At 59.4% G+C, this 16099-nt stretch carries 16 protein-coding genes and 1 pseudogene; 4 read left to right on the top strand and 13 right to left on the bottom strand.

Annotated elements, in window-relative coordinates:
• Positions 1–6: 6 nt before the first annotated feature.
• From metF to JCM12178_RS10275, 3 genes are all read right to left on the bottom strand, one after another.
• Positions 7–879 (bottom strand): methylenetetrahydrofolate reductase [NAD(P)H], encoded by an 873-nt coding sequence (gene metF, locus JCM12178_RS10285; RefSeq protein ID WP_054651104.1) that lies wholly within the window; start codon positions 877–879, stop codon positions 7–9.
• A gap of 71 nt (positions 880–950) precedes the next feature.
• Positions 951–1391, bottom strand: a complete 441-nt coding sequence (locus JCM12178_RS10280) for a (deoxy)nucleoside triphosphate pyrophosphohydrolase (protein ID WP_054651102.1) — start codon at positions 1389–1391, stop codon at positions 951–953.
• A gap of 1 nt (position 1392) precedes the next feature.
• A complete protein-coding gene (locus JCM12178_RS10275; protein WP_054651100.1) occupies positions 1393–3366 on the bottom strand; it encodes an ABC-F family ATP-binding cassette domain-containing protein in 1974 nt (657 codons plus the stop codon).
• A gap of 33 nt (positions 3367–3399) precedes the next feature.
• Between JCM12178_RS10275 and JCM12178_RS10270 the strand changes: the two genes are divergently transcribed.
• The 3 genes from JCM12178_RS10270 to JCM12178_RS10260 are packed head-to-tail and all read left to right on the top strand — an operon-like array spanning position 3400 to position 4503.
• Entirely contained in the window at positions 3400–3732 is a 333-nt protein-coding gene (locus tag JCM12178_RS10270; protein ID WP_369404500.1) for a GIY-YIG nuclease family protein, read from the top strand.
• A 46-nt stretch (positions 3733–3778) separates the two neighbouring features.
• Positions 3779–4000 (top strand): hypothetical protein, encoded by a 222-nt coding sequence (locus tag JCM12178_RS10265; protein WP_054651098.1) that lies wholly within the window; start codon positions 3779–3781, stop codon positions 3998–4000.
• Positions 4001–4005: 5 nt separating this feature from the next.
• Positions 4006–4503 (top strand): hypothetical protein, encoded by a 498-nt coding sequence (locus JCM12178_RS10260; protein WP_054651096.1) that lies wholly within the window; start codon positions 4006–4008, stop codon positions 4501–4503.
• A 28-nt stretch (positions 4504–4531) separates the two neighbouring features.
• Here JCM12178_RS10260 and JCM12178_RS10255 read toward each other — a convergent pair whose 3' ends face one another.
• The 5 genes from JCM12178_RS10255 to ybgF form a co-directional block, all read right to left on the bottom strand.
• Positions 4532–5365 (bottom strand): HDOD domain-containing protein, encoded by an 834-nt coding sequence (locus tag JCM12178_RS10255; protein WP_054651094.1) that lies wholly within the window; start codon positions 5363–5365, stop codon positions 4532–4534.
• Between the two features lie 3 nt (positions 5366–5368).
• Positions 5369–5776, bottom strand: coding sequence for a hypothetical protein (locus tag JCM12178_RS10250; RefSeq protein ID WP_054651092.1), 408 nt, complete (start codon positions 5774–5776; stop codon positions 5369–5371).
• 103 nt (positions 5777–5879) lie between these two features.
• Entirely contained in the window at positions 5880–6095 is a 216-nt protein-coding gene (locus JCM12178_RS19700; RefSeq protein ID WP_245628718.1) for a DprA-like winged helix domain-containing protein, read from the bottom strand.
• A 50-nt stretch (positions 6096–6145) separates the two neighbouring features.
• Positions 6146–7105 (bottom strand): DNA-processing protein DprA, encoded by a 960-nt coding sequence (gene dprA, locus JCM12178_RS10245; protein ID WP_245628717.1) that lies wholly within the window; start codon positions 7103–7105, stop codon positions 6146–6148.
• Between the two features lie 6 nt (positions 7106–7111).
• Positions 7112–7921, bottom strand: coding sequence for a tol-pal system protein YbgF (ybgF, locus tag JCM12178_RS10240; RefSeq protein WP_054651090.1), 810 nt, complete (start codon positions 7919–7921; stop codon positions 7112–7114).
• Positions 7922–8516: 595 nt separating this feature from the next.
• Here ybgF and JCM12178_RS10230 point away from each other — a divergent pair.
• A complete protein-coding gene (locus JCM12178_RS10230) occupies positions 8517–9026 on the top strand; it encodes a hypothetical protein (RefSeq protein WP_054651087.1) in 510 nt (169 codons plus the stop codon).
• 77 nt (positions 9027–9103) lie between these two features.
• On the opposite strand, the gene JCM12178_RS10225 is transcribed toward JCM12178_RS10230, so the two are convergent.
• From JCM12178_RS10225 to JCM12178_RS10205, 5 genes and pseudogenes are all read right to left on the bottom strand, one after another.
• Positions 9104–12163 carry a chemotaxis protein CheA gene (locus tag JCM12178_RS10225; RefSeq protein ID WP_054651085.1) on the bottom strand — a complete coding sequence of 1020 codons (3060 nt, stop codon included), beginning with the start codon at positions 12161–12163 and terminating at the stop codon, positions 9104–9106.
• Between the two features lie 60 nt (positions 12164–12223).
• A complete protein-coding gene (locus JCM12178_RS10220) occupies positions 12224–12592 on the bottom strand; it encodes a response regulator (RefSeq protein ID WP_054651083.1) in 369 nt (122 codons plus the stop codon).
• Between the two features lie 44 nt (positions 12593–12636).
• Positions 12637–13515 carry a CheR family methyltransferase gene (locus tag JCM12178_RS10215; protein ID WP_054651081.1) on the bottom strand — a complete coding sequence of 293 codons (879 nt, stop codon included), beginning with the start codon at positions 13513–13515 and terminating at the stop codon, positions 12637–12639.
• Positions 13516–15453: a HEAT repeat domain-containing protein gene (locus tag JCM12178_RS10210; protein ID WP_054651079.1), complete on the bottom strand. Its 1938-nt coding sequence runs from the start codon at positions 15451–15453 to the stop codon at positions 13516–13518. It abuts the gene before it with no gap.
• Between the two features lie 30 nt (positions 15454–15483).
• Positions 15484–16099: pseudogene (locus JCM12178_RS10205) on the bottom strand (CheB methylesterase domain-containing protein); the annotation flags it as partial.

Below are 16099 nucleotides of genomic sequence, written 5' to 3'. Positions count from 1 at the left end.
AAAAGCCTATAATTTCAAACTATTTCCAAGCTCAAGGCACGCCTTGGAGCTGTTGAGGGTGTACAGGTGCACACCCGGGGCGCCTTTGTCGATGAGTTCCTGCGCCTGTGCCTTGGCGTAGGCCATGCCGACTTCATAGACCTTATCGTCACCGCCCTCGTCGTTGGCCTTTTCAAGCTGGGCGAGGAAGGTGCCGGGGATGCTCGCGCCGCAGAGGCCGAGGATGAACTTGGCCGAACGGATGTTCATGATGGGCAGCACGCCGGGAATGATCGGCACGGTGACGCCCATGGCGCGCATGCGGTCCACGAAATCGAAATATACGCGGTTGTCGAAGAATAGCTGGGTGACCATGAACTCGCCGCCAAGCTCGATCTTGTGCTTGCTCATGGCAAGATCGTAGCTCACGCTCGGAGACTCGGGATGCGGCTCGGGGTAGCAGGCCACGCCCACGCACATCTTTTTGAAATGCTTGCGGATGAACTCGACGAGATCAGTGGCGTGTTTGAACTCCTGCCTGTTGAAGTCGAAGTCTTCGACGTCCTTGGGCGGGTCGCCGCGCAGCGCGAGGATGTTCTCGATGCCCGCCTCTTCCAGCTCGGCAACGTACTGCATGAGGCTCTCACGGGAGGCTCCCACGCTGGTGAGGTGCGTCAACGGTTCTATGCCGTGGTCCGACTTGATGCGCTTGGCGATTTCAAGCGTATTGTCCTGCGTGCCGCCACCCGCGCCGTAGGTCACGGATGCGAACAGGGGATTCAGCTCCTTGAGCTTGTCCACCACGCCGAAGAATTTTGGCCAGGCCTCACGGTCCTTGGGCGGAAAAAACTCCAGGGAAATGAAGGGGGATTTCTGTCGAATCAGATCACAGATCCGCAAAGCGTCACTCCTTTTCTTTGCCTTGAGGTCAAGCGTCTCCCGAAAAACGGGATCGGCGAAGGGGAATGACGTTACTCCTTTTCGGGGCGGGCTTCAACTGGTGTTTCCGCGGCGTTTCCGGGGCTGGCACCATTTTTCAGGGCTACGACAATATCCTCATCAGCAGGCAGGAACTGCACGACGTCATAGTGTTCCGGCCGAAGCCAGCGCAGATTCTGGCCTTCAAGGCCGCTCGGTTCGCCGCGAAATCCGGTGACGTGGTAAAAATAGAGCCGCACGCTGAAGTGTTCATAGTCATGCGTCAACTCGCGCCAGAACTGGAATTCGTGCACGCCGACGCCGAGCTCCTCGTCCAGTTCCCGGACCAGCGCCTCGTCCGGGCTCTCCCCGGATTCGATCTTGCCGCCCGGAAACTCCCACCAACCGGCCCAGTCGCCGGAGGGACGGTCCACGGCCAGATACTGACCGTCACGCCAGAGGATTCCGGCCACCACGTCGATGATGCGGCCCATGCTAGTCCTCTCCCCCGCCAGCACGCGATTCAAGCTCGGTGATCTCGGCCTCAAGGGTGCCCATCTTCTCCATGAGCGAGTCCACCCAGTCGTTGACATCATTGTACTCGGACTGAAACTTCATGGCCTGCTCAGGCTTCTCATAGGTGGCAGGATCGTTGAGCGCCTCTTCGAGCTGGGCCTGATCCTCCATGGCCTTCTCCAGCTCAACCTCCAGTTTTTCGTACTCTTTGCGAAGGGGTTTGAGCTGACGGTACAGGCGGTTTCGCTCCTCGGCCTGACGGCGCTTCTCCTCTTTGGTCAGGCGACGCTTCTCGACCGGCTTCTCCCGGCTTTTTCCATCGCGCGCTTCCGCCAGCCGGGCCAGTCGCTTTTCCTGATAGTCGGCAAACCCGCCGAGATACTGCTCGATGCCGTTGCCGCTCAGCTCCCAGACCTCCTCGGCCACCTCGGAGAGCAGGTAGCGGTCATGCGCCACGAAAAGAAGCGTGCCCTCGTAATCCTTGAGCGCCGAAATGAGGCCCTCGCGGGATTCGATGTCGAGGTGGTTGGTGGGTTCGTCGAGAATGAGCATATTGGGATGCGAAAGGAACAGCGTTGCCAGCAATAGTCGGCTTTTCTCGCCGCCGGAGAGGTCGGCCACCTTGCGCTCGAAGAAGTCCTCGCCGAGCAGGAAGAGACCCAGCACGTTCATGAGCTGTTCTTCGGTGAGGTTGGGGTCGCTCAGTCTGCGGATCTCCGAAAGCGCGGTGCCGTCCAGATTGAGAATCTCATGCTGGTGCTGGCTGAAATAGCCCACCTTGGTCTTGTTGCCGATCTTGGTATGCCCGGTGTGCGGCTTGAGCGAGCCGGTGATGAGCTTCAAAAGCGTGGTCTTGCCCGCGCCGTTGGGCGCCATGAGCGCCACCTTCTGGCCGCGGTAGAGCTGAAAGTCGAGACCGTCCCAGACCGAAGGGCCTTTATCGTAGGAAAAACGCAGGTCCACGGCCGCGATGGCGACCTTGTCACCACGCTGGGGCTGAGGAAGGCGGAAGGAAAGCCGCTTGCCGGTTCGGGCCGCGTCGCTGGTCTTCTTGAGCCTGTCCAGCTCCTCGGCCATCTTTTCGACCTTCTTGATCTTGCTCTGTGCCTGCGCCGCCTTGCGGGCCTTGACGCGGAACCGGTCGATATAATTCTGTTCGTGCTCAATGCGGGCGGAGAGTTTTTCCACTTCCTTGGCCCGCTGTCTCGCGTCCTCCTCCTGCCAGACGAGGAAGTCGTCGAAATTGCCCTTACGCATGACGCTTCGCCTGTCGCCGAGAAAGAGCACGTGGGTGGCGACCTTGTTCAGGAAGACGCGGTCATGGGCCACGAATACGAGCGCGCCGCGAAAATTCAGCAGGTACTGTTCCAACCATTCCACGGCTTCGAGGTCGAGGTGGTTGGTTGGTTCGTCAAGCAGCAGAATGTCCGCGCCCTGCAGGAGCACGCGGGCCAGCTTGGCTCGCTCGCGCCACCCGCCCGAGAGCTCCAGAATCCGCTTGAAGAGGTCGTCATCAGAGAACCCGAGGCCGGACAAAATCGCCCGCGCCTTGTGCTCCGGGCTGTAGCCGTATTTTTCCTCGAACTCCGCCTGCACGTGGGAAAGCTCCGCAATTCTGGCGTCATCGCCATCAGCCACGGCCTTTTCCCACTTCTCCCAGAAGCCGCTCCATGACGGCAGGGCGTCCATGACCCAAGCCAAAAGATTCTTTTCCAGATCCTTTCCGCTGAGTTCCTGCGCCACGTAGCCGATCTGCGCCCCACGGTCGATGCTGAGCTGTCCGCCGTCGTGCTCCACCACGCCCGCGAGAATCCGCAAAAGCGTCGATTTCCCGCAACCGTTCGGGCCGGTGGCGGCCAGCCGCATTCCGGGGCCGACTTCAAAGGAGACGTCGGAGAAGACCTCTTCCCCGCCATAGTGTATTTCGAGAGACGATACCGTTATTCGAGACATGATAGTGTTACCTTCCGGCAAGGGGGATATACCGTGACCGCGTTGAAAGCAAGCCGGGAGACCACAAAGGCTTTTGACTCCCGGCCCGAGCAAGGCTATTCTCCGGCAATGGGCAAATGGTACGTATACCTGCTCCGCTGTTCGGACGAAACGCTCTACTGCGGCATCACCACCGATCCCGGCCGACGGGTGGACGAGCACAATAGCGGCACAGGAGCCAAATACACCCGCTCCAGACGCCCTGTCGTGCTGGTCGAGACAGCAACCGTGGAGACCCGCGGCGACGCGCTGCGCCTCGAGATGGCCGTCAAACGTCAGCCCAGACACAAAAAAATCGATTTCCTGCGCCGAATCTATACGGGTTGAAAAACATCACCCCGCAATGTAGGAAGCAGCGACTTAAGGAGATTCCGTGGACGACGCCACCCTATACATGCTCATTGCGCTGCTCTTCTTTGTGGAGATCGGTGTTCTGCTGGTTCAGTTCCAGACCTGCACGGACCATGTCCGGCGCAAGCGGCATGCCGTGGAGTCCAAAAAGGTGCAACTCGGGAAACGCTCCGAAGTCCTTGAACAGGAAATCGCCGCGCTGGAACAAAAGGTCAACAACGTCCGCCACATCATGGGCAGCTAGAACGCATGGATTCCCTGTATCCACTTCTCATTTTCGGCGCTTCACTGCTGCTGACCGTCTGGGCTTACAGGGCGATAGTCAACGGAATGCGCACCCGTTTGCGCGAACTGGCAGTGGAAGAGCGCGAGATCGAGGAGCGATACCTCCACCTGAGCCGCCGGAAAAAACAACTCGACAAAGAACTCAAGGAACTTGAAACACAGGCAATCCTCACCCAAAAAGACATCAGCGCCGCCAACTACGCCATGGAAATGGAAGAAATCGGGCAAGACAGAAAATCACAGGGAATCAGCGATGAGGATACGAAACGAGCCTCTGAGTACATGATTTCCAAGGGACTTATCACCATCGACCAGAACGAGCGGGCCATGAACAAGATGGAAGCCATGAACATGGACTTCCTCGGGGTCTGCATCACGCTGGGATATATTGACCTGGAAACTGCGAAAAACGTGGTCAAGACGCTCGGTATCCACCACTCAACGCTCTCCGTCGTCAAATAGCGGTTCGTCCCCCACTGGGCCAATGCCTTTAGAGGCTGAGGTCGGCGATGTCGATCATCTGCTCGGACAACTCGTCCAGAGAGCGTTCCAGATCACTCATCTTGAATCCGAGCTCCTTCAATGCCTCGGGCCGCAGGTAGGCGGTCTGATCATCACCGGAGCTGCCGAACTCAAAGAGCCGGACCATAAAGTCGGCAATGTGAACCACGCATGCCACCGGTTTGTAGAACTCGGCCAGATGCGGGCTGTGGTGACGGCTCATGGCCTCACGGATATTTCCGGGAAGATGCCAGTGCCGGGCGACCCACGCGTTGATACGGTCGTGCCCGAAGCCGAGCACCGCCTTCTCCGCCCGCAAATAGGTAATGTCCCGCTCCTTGACGGTGGCGAGTATGGTATCGTGAAGCTCGGGGAGCTGCACGGCGGTCACGACCTTGCCGAGGTCGTGAAGGAGGCCTGCCACAGCATATTCTTCGGGGTCCTCGAATCCTGCGTTCTTGGCCACGATGTTCGAGGCCGTGGCCACGCCGAGGCTATGTTCCCAAAGACCTTTCATGGCCGCGACCATCATGTCGAAAACCGAGGTGGAAATGATGATGCCCCGGATGACGTTGAAGCCGAGCAGCACAAGGGCGTGCTGAATGGTGCCGATGCGGCCGGGAAATCCGTAGATGGGCGAGTTGACCATCTTGAGCACCTTGGCCGACAGCACCTGATCCCGCGAGATAACCTTGGCTATGGCTTCGGTGGACGCGTCCGGGTCTTCCACCAGTTTGGTCACTTCGTCCAATACGCCGGGCAAAGTCGGGAGGTCCTGTATGGACAGGATCTGCCCCTTGACGGTGGTTCTGAGGTCTTCCATCGCCTACGCCTCCCCGCCGTTTTCCACGGTTTCACCGTTTTCCGGCTCTTCCATGAGCTCATCACGCTCCTGCTCGGCCCGTTCGCGCGCGGCCTGCTGTGCGGCCTTGAAACGGAAATACTCGATCATGCGATCCCGCACCCGGGACATCCATTTGTCCTGCTTGTAGTGCCGAAAAAGGTGTGGCATTCGCGCAAGGCGTTCGTCAAAAGCCGTTCCGCCACCGGATTCGCCGATGTCCACCGGGTTTCCCTGTACCACGATCTTGTCGATTTTCATGGTATCCAACCGGCTGATGAGCGCTTCGGTCAATTCCATGCCCTCGGCCATGACCGTTATGCCGCCGTCCTTGACCACGGGCCGGGCCAGCTTCATGCCCGGTTTGGCAAGGTTTATTGGTATCTTCTGCATGGCGAATCGACTCCTTGTTCCCGTGTTCGGGGCGTATAGTCTACACGCATGGGCAACGCGGCTCAAGCGGACGAATTTCTTTCACGAAACGGATTGAAACGGCTTACGCCTCACGGGCAGTGTACCACATGCCGGGCATCTGTCGCAGCAACCCTTTCATCTCCAACATAATCAGCGTGGTGCTGACGCGCGAACTCTCCCACTTCAACGAACGGGCAATGTCGTCCACATGCAGCTGGTCTTTGCCGATCAGCCGCTCGTATACGAGCAGTTCATCGCCTTCGAGCTGCGGCAGGGGCTGCTCCGCCCTGTGCCGCAAGGGACGTTCCGGGACCGACTGCCTCTTCGCGGCCCGTTTTGGCTGGCTTTTTACCACCACCCTTCGTCCACGGCGTCATCGATTGCACTTTCGACATCACCCTTTTTGCCATCGTCCTGAAGCTCCAAGGCGAACTCGTACCTGAGCGCCTCAAGAATCTCTTCGGCCTTTTCAACCAGCGAGGCACCCTGCCGGATGAGGCGATGGCATCCGGTGAAGGTGGCATGGCCTACAGGTCCGGGCAGGGCGAACACTTCGCGCCCCTGTTCGGCGGCCAGTCGTGCGGTAATGAGACTGCCGCTTCTGGCTGACGCTTCGGCCACCAGAACGCCCAGCGAAAGACCGCTGATGATCCGGTTGCGAAGAGGAAAATTCTTGCCCTCGGGCGGCGTGTTGGGCGCGAACTCGGTAATGACGCAGCCGTGGCGGGCCACAGCTCGCTTGAGGTCCACATTGGTGGTCGGATACGGCACGTCCAGCCCGGTGCCGAGCACTCCGACGGTGGAACCGAGGCCCTGAAGCCCGCCCTGATGAGCCTGACGGTCAATGCCTGCCGCCATGCCGGAAATCACCGTCACGCCGCAACGGGAAAGCTCCCGCGCGATGCGATCTGCTGCTTCCAGCCCGAAGCGGGTGCAGTCGCGCGCTCCAACGATGGCGACCCCCGGAGCACTCAGGAGCTTTGGGTCGCCCGCATAGTAGAAGTAGGCAGGAGGATCGACGATGGCCTTGAGCCGGGCCGGATAATCGGGATCATTCCATGACAGGAAAGCCATTTTGCGATGCCGCGCATCGCGGTACTCGCACTCTGCGGCCCCGCGCCAATCCTCGCGGGCGCAAGCCGCGGCCTGTCGCTTGTTGGAAAGCCCTCTGGCGGGCCAGTTCTCGGCATCCTGTACGGCATCGTAGGCCGTAGGATAGGCCTCGAGGACGGCTTTCCACGTCTTGGCGCCCACGCCCGGCGTATGCCGAAGGGCCAGGCAGGCAAAGAACTCCCGGTTGCGGTCCATCAGCCATTATGCGCCGAGTGCGCGCAGACGCTCACGCCCCTTGGCGGCGGCGTTGGAATCGGGGTAGTCCTGCACCAGTGTCTGGAGATAGAAGACCGCATTGTCGCGATCGCCCACCAGCTCGTAGGCCATGCCAGTCTTGAGCATAGCATCGGGGACCTTGTGATGCTTGGGGAATTTAAGCGCCACTTCCTTGAAGGTAAGGATGGCCTGCGGATAATCCTTTTCGGAATAATACGTCTCGCCCTTCCAATACAAGGCGTTGGCTGCAAGTTCATTGGCCGGGTACTTATTTATGAAGCTGTCGAACAGCTTGCGCGACGCGGGGTACTTTCCTTCCCAGTAGTTCTTGAGTGCGAGATCGTAAAGCGCCTTGGGAGTCTGCGGCTGCTGCCCCGGTACTTCGGCCCACGGCTTGGGCTCCGGGCTTTCGGCGACCTTTTCGGCAGGCTTCGTCTCTGCCTGCTTCTCCGGCTTGACCTCGGTCCAGCCCTCTTCATCCTCGGGCTTGAGGTCCGTCACCCAGTCCTCTTCCTTGGGCGCATCCGTCGCATCACCCTGCCCACCCTGCATGGTTCCGCCAGCGGCAATCTGCTGTTCCAGATCGGCAATGCGTCGCTCCATGCGCTCGCGGAAGGCGGTCTGCTCCTCGGCCTGCGCCTTCTGGCGCTCACGGAAGTCGAGAAAACTCTCTTCGAGGCTCGTCATGCGCCACTGCATGCTGGCGTTCTCGGTCTTGGCCGAGGTCCCGGTGGTGGTGCAGCCGGAAACGGCCAGCGTCAGGACGGCCATCAACATGATGATATGGTATTTCATCCACAGACTCCGTAGGATATCAGGCAAAGGTTTTTCAATGTTTAGTTGATACTCGGAGATTTTGCAAGAAATCAGCGAAATCCCGCTTCTTGCTTCCGTGGTCAAATTGAGGCAAAACACCCAACGCGGGGCGGCTTTTCCGCCCGTGTATTTCATCTACGGAGAACCAGCGACATGAATGGAACGGAACTCTTGGCTACCGCCGCGACGTTGAGCCTTCCCGCCCTGCTCGACCTCATCGGGATAGCAGCCTTCGGCGCGATCATGGTGGCTGCGGCATGCGAATGGACCGCCCGTGCGAACAAACGGGTTTTCCTCGACAAATACGCACAGCAGTCCGCAGCCATGGCCCTGCTGCTCATCATCATCTCGATACTCGGCAGCGTACCCGCGATGTTTCTGCTCAAGGACCGTTTTCCGGGCCTGATGCAGTGGTTCTCGAATCCGAGCATGCCGCTTATTCACACGCTGGGCGCGGCTGGAGCCACCACGCTCCTGCTAGCCGTCTGGTCGATCACATGGAAAAAGCTCCGCAAGAAAAAAAGGCCTGCACGCGGGCATCGGCCTGCTCGCAGGCATCGGCGCTCTCGCCACCATGGGAATCGGCACCGCTGCAGCAGCCCTCGTCCTGCCCGCTCTCAAAACCGGCACCTTCCCGCAGTGGCCCGCAGCGCTGCCCATGCACGTCTGGGCGCTCATGGGCCAGTATTTCTTCACCGCGCTGGGCGCAGGAGCAGGCTTGAGCCTCGTCTATCTGGTGCTTCGCCGCAACAAGGACGATTTTGGTCGTGATTACTACCGATTCGGCCTCTGCACCGCCGCAAAATGGGCTCTTGTACCCATGCTTATCCAGCTCGGCTTTCAGGGTTGGCTCTTCAGCACCCTCAGCGAGCAGACCCGTCAGGCTGTGCAGACCGGACCGCTTGGCATTCTCTGGCTCGTCACGGCTGGCTGCGCGCTGATCTGCGTCGGCCTGTGGCTGGCCATCGCCCGCAGCCAAACCCCGGTGCGCCTCAAATGGGCGGCCTTCCTCGGCAGCCTGCTGCTTTGGACCATGCATACCGCGAACACCCTTCTTTTCCTGAATCTCTCCGGCATCGCATAGGCAGGACCGGACATAAGGCGCAGAAAAAGGCCGGAGGCAATCGCCTCCGGCCTTTATTGTGTGTTTGTTACGTCTAGCTACTTTCCGGGGGGCAGAGCCTGAGCCGAATTGCCCTGCAGTTGTTGCTGCTGACCTCCGTGCGTGGAGGGCAGCCGCCCCATCTGGGTGGACAGGCTGTAGACCTCATGCGGGTCGAGGATGAGCACCACGGAGCCGTCGCCCATGATGGTCGCTCCGGAAAGACCCTTGAGGTTGAAGTTGTTCAGGTACTGGCCGAGCGGCTTGATGACGATCTCCTGCCGTTCCAGCAGACGGTCGACAACGAGACCGAGCCTGCGGTCATTATCGTGAATGACGACAACAGGCAGGATTTCCCGCTCGTCCATGCTCTGCGGCAGTTCAAGAAGCTCTGCCAGCTCAATGATGCCCAGAACCTCGCCGCGCATGGTGGCGGCCTTGCGGTTGTTCACGTCCGAGAGCTTTGACTTTTCCAGCTTGGTGGTTTCGGAAACCGCATCCAGCGGGATGGCAAAGGTTTCGCCCGCCACCTGCACCATAAGCGCGTCGATGATAGCCAAAGTCAGCGGCAGGGTCAGGGTCAGCTTGGTCCCCTTGCCCACTTCGGACTGGGTGTGAACGCTGCCCTTGAGGTTCTTGATATTGGTCTTGACCACGTCCATGCCGACGCCACGGCCGGAGATGTCCGTGATCTTTTCTGCGGAAGAGAAGCCGGGGTGGAAGATGAGCTCAATGGCCTCACGGTCATCAAGCGCGTTGACCTCTTCCTGACTCAGCACGCCCTTGCGCACGGCGGTGGCACGCATGCGGTCGGGATCGATGCCGCGCCCGTCGTCCTCCACCTCGATGGCAACGGAGTTGCCCTTGTGGTAGGCGCGCAGCCAGACATGCCCCTTGGCGCTCTTGCCGTTGCGGATGCGTTCCTGCTCGTCTTCGAGACCGTGGTCCACGGCGTTTCGAACGAGGTGGACCAGCGGATCGCCGATCTCCTCGACCACGCTCTTGTCGAGTTCGGTCTCTTCGCCTTCCATTATCAGCTCTACCTGCTTGCCGCTCTTGCGGCTCAGGTCGCGAACCAGACGCGGGAAGCGTGAGAAGACGGTTTGCACCGGGACCATGCGGACCTTCATGATGGTGTCCTGAAGATCATCGGAAATACGGGCCATGGCGTATGTGGTTTCCGTCAACTGCTGGGCAACCACGTGGACTTCCTCTTCCCCTTCTTCAAGGGCACGGGCAAGCATGGCGTAACGGTTGCGGTTGATGATCAACTCGCCGATGAGGTTCATCAGGTGGTCGAGCTTGTGATGGTCCACGCGGATGGTGGTGGACGCCTTGTGCTTTGCCGGGGCTGCCGAGGTGGCGTTGCCTTCCTCGGCCTGAACGGCTGCCTTGACCTTGCTCATGGCTGACCTCGCTGACTGTGCGGGAGGTTTGGGCGCTTCGGCCTTGGGCTCCGGTTTCGGAGCCGGAGCGGGCGGCGCTGCTGGAGCCTGTTCTGGCTCTGCGGCCTTGGGCTCGGGCTTCGGTTCCGGAGCGGGCTTCGGTTTCGGCTCGGGCTTGGGTTCCGGCTCGGGAGCGGGAGCCGGGGCGGCTTCCGCCTTCGGCTCGGGCTTGGGTTCCGGGGTGGCCGCGGCAGGCTCGGAAAGCTCGCCGGAAACGGAGCTGCCCACTGTCTCCAGTGCGCTGCCAAGCATGTCCCGGAGTATTTCAAATTCCTGATCGAGGATATCGAGCATCAGCCCGAAATCCATGTCGCTCTTGCGGCCCTGATCCACAAGCCCCACCGTGCGCTCCGCATAGGAGCGGATCTCATCGAACCCCATATATCCGGTGGAGTTCTGGATGGTCTGGAAGGTGCGGAACAGGCCGTCGATGATGTCCGTCTTGGAGGCGTCCTCACGCAGCATCTTCAGCGCGGCCTCGGCCCCCTGCACCTGCTGCTTGATGGTCTGCTCAAAAAGCTCCACATCTTCCGGATCATATTCGTCGCCACCTGTCGATGCGGCCTCTTCTGCCACTTCAGGGGCAGCGGCTTCCGCCGCCGGAGCTTCAGGCTTGGCCTCGTCGCTGCCGCCCGTAACGGCTGTGGCATAACTCAGGTCGCCGCTCTCGGTCACTTTCTGCAAAGTCTGAACGATTACGCTGGTATCGACCGGAGTGACCTTGCCACCCTCCACGTCAACCTTGTTGACCAGCTCCTCGATCTTGTCCACAGCGGAAAGCAGCAGGTCCACGAGCTGCTGGGAGCTCTCCATCTCGCCCTTGCGGACGTAATTGAGGAGCGTTTCAGCCTCGTGCGTAAGCCCGTTGAGTTCCTTGAAACCGATGATGCCGCTGTTTCCTTTGAGATTGTGAAAATAGCGGAAGGTATCATTAATCAGCTCGGAGCTGCCCTGAGGATCGCCCTCAAGGGCCAGCAGGCAGCTATTGAGGCTCTCGATGATTTCCTGTGCTTCCTCAAGAAAATCGGAAAGATGCCCCTCGCCAACCGTGGTCAGAGCATACGGGGTCGCATCAAAATCTGGATCGGGAACGGGATTGAACTCGGGCATGGGCCTGCTCTCCGGTTGATCGATTACGGGGTCCGCCAACTGGGGTTCCGGGGATTGGGCAGCAGGCTGTTCCTCGACAGCCGCAGCGGGTTCCTCTACGGGCTCTGCAGCGACATCGGCCACAGGTTCCGCTGCCGGAGCTGCAGCCTGCTCTGGCTGGCTTTCAAGCTCTCCTGCCATGGCCGCATCCAGCTTTTCAATAATGGGCGAAGTGTCGACATCGCCTTCAGCGCCGTGTTCCTCAAGGTTATCAACCATGGTGCGGAGCGCATCCGTGGCCGACAGAATGAGGTCCATTATCGCGGACGAGACATCCATCTCCCCCTGACGCAACTCGTCAAGGATATTCTCAGCCCTGTGTGCCAGACCGTTGATTTTGTTCAGGCCTAGAAATCCGGATGCACCCTTGAGCGAATGCATTGGGCGAAAAATCTCGTTCAACAACCCGAGATTCTTCGGATTCTGCTCCAGTTCGAGCAGGTTCGGCTCGATGGTCTCAAGGTGCTCTCTGGCCTCCATGAAAAAGTCGGCCAAAATCTCCGGATCGAGAAAATCCTGACTCATCCAGTTCTCCCTGTCTGCTGCGGGCTCGCAAAATGCGAATCCGCCATTGTATCCCGACGGCTACCCGAGAAGCATCTTCACGTTGCGGACGAGCTTTTCGGGCTGTGCCGGTTTGACCATGTACAGATTCGCCCCGATCGTCAATCCCGCCTCAATGTCCTTGTCCTGCCCTTCGGTGGAAAGAACGACTATCGGGATGTCCTTGTAGGCGTCCTGCTCGCGCACGGTCTTGATGTACGTCAGCCCGTCCATGCGAGGCATGTTCACGTCCGACACGATGAGGTCAACCTGACCGGCACCGTAGAGTTTTTCCAGTCCGTCCAAGCCGTCCTCGGCCGTGGTCACCTTGAAGCCTTCCTTCTTCATGATGAAGGCCACCAGGTTGCGTACTGTCTTTGAATCGTCAACTATCAGAATATGTTTAGACATGCTTCCCCCGTTTGGAAAAACGTCGCCACGTTTTATTTATCAGATTATGCTTCTTTTTGGTAGATGATAGCACCGGGATAATGGTTCGGTTTGAAGGCCCTGCTTATATTGTGCAGGGACTCCGAATGACCGATTATAAGATACCCGCCGGGCTTCAGGTTGTCATAAAACGCGCTTATGACCTGCCGTTTCATCTCGTCATCAAAGTAGATAATCACGTTGCGGCAAAAAACGATCTCGGAACGTTCCACCCTCTTGAGGTGCGCCTTGTCCTTCAGGTTGATCTGCCCGAACTGGACCAGCCGCCGCACTTCCGGTTTGACCGTATAGGTCTTGCCGTCCGCGTCAAAAAACTTCTGTACGACCTCTTTGGGCGTGGTGCGCAAGCTGTAATCCGAGTATTCGGCACGCTTTGCCGACTCCAGGACCCGCTCCGAGAGGTCGTTTGCCGTGATCCTGATGTCCCATGAGGACACATCCGGCCCGAGAATCTCGTGGATAATCATGGCAATTGTGTATGGCTCCTCCCCCGTGGAGCAGCCAGCAGACCATATGCGCAGTTTTTTGCTGCCGTTCTTGCGCTGCTCCGCGATGACCGAACTCAAGATATTGTCCTGAAAGACCTTGAGCTGCGGCGGGTTCCGAAAAAAGCTGGTCTCGTTCGTGGTTATGACCTCAAACAGCTTGCGAAGCTCGGAACTCTTGGCGGAATCGTACTGCAAGTAATAGTAATACTCGCCGAAATCCTTGAGATTCAACTGTTTCAACCGGTTGCCCAGCCGATTTTCCAGAAGGTACTTCCGGTTGTCCGCGACATAAATGCCGCACTGCTCATATATGAAGTCCCGCAAATTGCGGAACTCCTCGTCCGTAATCTTGAGTTCACGGCCGAGGGTGATCGTCTTGGAAAAAAGCGACGCCATTTATCTGCCCACGTCTTCCGATTCCTTGAGTCGGGATATGGCGTCTTCCGCCGCCCGAACGAGTTCATAATCGTCACTGTCCGATGCGTCCAGAAGTGCCCGGAAAGCTGCCGTCCCGCCGATTTTACCCAGTGCCTCGACAGCCTTCATGGCCACAAAGCGGTTTTCACTCTGAAGACTTTCAATGAGCTTGGGAACGGCCTCGGCCGCCCCATACATGCCCAGTGCGTCCATTGCGCGGATGGAAACCCAATCATCCGGGTCGTCCAGAGCCTCCACGAGATGCGGGATGAACTCGGACTCGCAGTTCTTGCCCATGGCCTCGATGACGGCCAGCCGCACATCCTTGTTCTCGTCCTTCAACATGGGAACAAGATGCGGAATCCAGCCGCACGACTCGTCGCACAGCTCTGCAAGCGCCTCAACGGCAACCTTGCGGATGTCCGGAATCTCGTCCGAAAGCGCGCTCAGGACCTGCTCCATGTTGCCGGGGTCGCCCGACTTGCCGAGCGCATACGTTGCCATGAGCCTGTCGATGGGCTCCGGGCTGCCGGAAAGCTCCACGAACTGGTCGCGCACATCCGCGCCGCCGATGGCGATGAGCGCCTCGAGCGCGGCTTCCTTGACATCGTCGTAAGGATGCTGAAGCAGTGGGAAGATGCGCTCCACAGCAGGAGCGTGATGCAGCCTCTCCCCAAGACAGTGTGTGGCAACCTTGACCACCGTTCCGTCCTCGTGGCGGGCAAGGATGTCCATGAGAAATTCTTCGTCCCCGGCCTCGGCGATTGCGTCCAGCACTTCGATGATCTGCCGCTGAACGTACAGATCAACGCTCCAGAACGCATCGAAAAGCGTGCTCTTCACTTCCCCGTTTCCGGTGGCAAGGGCCTGGGAAAGGGTCTCGACGGCCACGGCGGCGGCTTTCGGGGAGCCCCCGGTCAACGCATCGCGGATGGCCTCGGTCAATCCTATGGCCGCCAGCGTCTCAACCATCAGACGCAGCCGGTCGGTGTCCCGATCGGGGTCCAGCACCTCGGCAAGCGCGAGGATGCTCCGGGATGCCTTTTCACCGCCCACGAACGCCAGCCCACGGATGGCGGCGTCCTGAATGTCCTCGTCCTCGTCCTTCAGAGCGGCCAGCAGGTACTCACGGAACTTTTCCCGTTCCTCAACGGAAAGCAACGTCAGCGACTTGCCGCCCAAAATATTGACCACGGCCTTGACGATCTTGTTGCGCAGCGCGGTTCCGGAATTGTCCATCCGGCGCAGCAGCATGGTCACGGCCTTGATGTTGCCCATCTCGCCGAGGGCGTCGATAATCATGGAAGCGACAAGGTCCGAACTGCGGTCAAGCGCCTTGACCAGCGCATCCACCGAGCTGGAATGCTTGATCTTCGTCAGCGCCTCGATGACGGCATACTGTACCCATTCATCGTCGAGCATTGCCTTGTTCAGGCACTCCGCCGCCTCCTGAAATCCAAGACTGCCGAGGCTCACGGCCGCCTGATAGCGGACGTTGACTTCCGGGTCCTTGAGCAACGCGTCACACAGCGCGCTCACCGCGAGAACGTTATCGCAGGAACCGAGGATATCCGTCATGAAGATACGGATGTCGTCGTCTTTGTCGCCCATCAGCGTCATGAGGGATTGCAGGTCCTGCCCGCCGATCTCGCGCAGAATGTCCATGGAAAGATTTCGCACGGGCGCGTCTTCGGAACGAAGCAGCGGCAGCACGGCCTGAACAGCCGCCTTGCCACCGATCTTGCGCAGGGAGCTTTCAGCCGCCTCCTGAACACCGAGATGGTTCGTCTGCAGCAGTTCCGCGAGCTTCGGAACGGCGTCGACGCACATTTCCTCGCCCGCACGGAAGGCGCCCTCGCGGACGATCTCCATGTCATCGCTATCCAGCAGGATCATGTATTCCTTGCAGTCCGTCATCAGACTGTGGCCTCCATGCTTCGGTTCCCTCTACTTGAAGAGATTGGTCATGATGCTTCCGCCATGTCGTCGATGTCGACGATCTCATCCGCCAATCCCTTGTCAACAATCGCTTTCGGCATTCCGTAGACGACACAGGTGGAGTCGCTCTGGGCCAGCGCTCGACCGCCTTTGGCCTTGAGGTCGGCCACACCTTCCATGCCGTCGCTGCCCATGCCGGTCAGGATGACGCTCAATCCACGTCGTCCTACGGCACGCGCAACCGAACTGATGAGCACATTCGCCGATGGTTTGTAAAGCTCATCAGCAGGTTCCGGTGTTACAAGAAGTTCCACCCGGCTTACTTTTTGGTCAAGAATGACATGCATGCCGCCCGGAGCCACAAACGCATGTCCCGGCTTGAGCACGTCCCCGGTCTCCGCCTCTTTGACGGAAATCTGGCTCACGCTGTCCAGCCGCTTGGCAAACGGGCCCGTGAATGCGCCCGGCATGTGCTGGGCGATCACGATGGACGCCGGGAAATCCGCCGGAAGCTGCGAAAGCACCTTCTGAACGGCTGGCGGGCCGCCAGTAGAGACACCGATGGCCACCACGTCTCGCACGAGCTTGCCGCCCGCGGGCTTGACCGAGGCAGCCGGTCTCGGAG

Origin of the sequence: Salidesulfovibrio brasiliensis JCM 12178 (assembly GCF_001311825.1) — a bacterium.
GTDB classification, from domain to species: domain Bacteria; phylum Desulfobacterota; class Desulfovibrionia; order Desulfovibrionales; family Desulfovibrionaceae; genus Pseudodesulfovibrio; species Pseudodesulfovibrio brasiliensis.
The sequence above is the reverse complement of the archived record's forward strand: the minus strand, read 5'-3'. Positions and strand labels throughout refer to the sequence as shown.

Coding starts and splice junctions, on each gene's coding strand:
- JCM12178_RS10255 (WP_054651094.1), bottom strand. CDS start 5,365: ATGGAAGACCTCAGAACCACCGTCAAGGGGCAGATCCTGTCCATACAG.
- JCM12178_RS10220 (WP_054651083.1), bottom strand. CDS start 12,592: ATGTCTAAACATATTCTGATAGTTGACGATTCAAAGACAGTACGCAAC.
- JCM12178_RS10215 (WP_054651081.1), bottom strand. CDS start 13,515: ATGGCGTCGCTTTTTTCCAAGACGATCACCCTCGGCCGTGAACTCAAG.
- dprA (WP_245628717.1), bottom strand. CDS start 7,105: ATGGACCGCAACCGGGAGTTCTTTGCCTGCCTGGCCCTTCGGCATACG.
- JCM12178_RS10260 (WP_054651096.1), top strand. CDS start 4,006: ATGGATTCCCTGTATCCACTTCTCATTTTCGGCGCTTCACTGCTGCTG.
- JCM12178_RS10210 (WP_054651079.1), bottom strand. CDS start 15,453: ATGACGGACTGCAAGGAATACATGATCCTGCTGGATAGCGATGACATG.
- JCM12178_RS10225 (WP_054651085.1), bottom strand. CDS start 12,163: ATGAGTCAGGATTTTCTCGATCCGGAGATTTTGGCCGACTTTTTCATG.
- JCM12178_RS10250 (WP_054651092.1), bottom strand. CDS start 5,776: ATGCAGAAGATACCAATAAACCTTGCCAAACCGGGCATGAAGCTGGCC.
- ybgF (WP_054651090.1), bottom strand. CDS start 7,921: ATGAAATACCATATCATCATGTTGATGGCCGTCCTGACGCTGGCCGTT.
- JCM12178_RS10280 (WP_054651102.1), bottom strand. CDS start 1,391: ATGGGCCGCATCATCGACGTGGTGGCCGGAATCCTCTGGCGTGACGGT.
- JCM12178_RS10230 (WP_054651087.1), top strand. CDS start 8,517: ATGGGAATCGGCACCGCTGCAGCAGCCCTCGTCCTGCCCGCTCTCAAA.
- JCM12178_RS10275 (WP_054651100.1), bottom strand. CDS start 3,366: ATGTCTCGAATAACGGTATCGTCTCTCGAAATACACTATGGCGGGGAA.